Genomic DNA, 924 nt, shown 5'->3' on the forward strand with positions numbered 1-924 from the left:
ACGCCGGCGGCGTCCAGCTGGCCAGCGGCGAACATCTCGACGCCGACATCATCGTCACCGCCACCGGCTTCAATCTGAATGTACTCGGCGACGTGGCGTTCACCATCGACGGCAAGCCGCTGGATTTTGCTGATACGGTGACCTGGCGCGGGCTGATGTTCACCGGCATGCCCAACATGGTCTGGGTGTTCGGCTATTTCCGCGCCAGCTGGACCCTGCGCGTTGACATCATCGCCGATTTTGTCTGCCGCCTGCTGCGTCATATGCAGGAGAGAGGGGCGAAAAGCGTCGTGCCGGCGCTGCGTCCCGAAGACGGCGACATGCGCCTGTCGCCGTGGGTGGATACGGAAGATTTCAATCCCGGCTACCTGACGCGCGGCCTGCACCTGTTGCCAAAGCAGGGCGATCGCGCCGAATGGCGCCATACCCAGGACTATTGGCTGGACAAGGATATCCTGCCGGCGGTCGACCTGGACGAACCCACCCTGCGCTATGGCTGAGGCCGGTCAGCAACCGCGCTGGCCGAACCTGACGCTCTGAACCTGGGGCTCTGAACCCGGGGCGCGCAGAAGCCGCGCCGCGAGGAAGCCGGGACGGGCGGCAGGCCAGGACGGACGGGGTCAGCACCTGCCCCTGGGCGCCGGCCGCCTTTTCGAAAAGGCGGATACCGCTTTTCGTGAATAACGCGCCTGTCGAAAAGATATGACGTCCGCCGCGCCGGATCCCGGCGGAGCCGCGTTGGCCAACCCGGTTCGCCGGGCTGCTGGCCTGCGTCATCAGCTGCTTCGGGCGGCGCTGGACCAGCCCTGGGGTCAGCCATGGGGAAAGGGCGCGTTCATGCGGGCCCGCACAACGGCGCGCTCCGTGTCGATGACCATGGACAGCAGCACGAGGCCGAAGCCATAGCTGAACTGGTGATGCAGC

General features: G+C 66.0%; 1 pseudogene. It reads left to right on the forward strand.

Going from position 1 to position 924, the window contains the following annotated elements:
* Positions 1 to 500 (forward strand): annotated as a pseudogene (locus AC4FS3_RS28720) (hypothetical protein); the annotation flags it as partial.
* Between the last annotated feature and the right edge of the window lie 424 nt (positions 501 to 924).

The sequence above is a fragment of the Pseudogemmobacter sp. TB195 genome (assembly GCF_058313095.1).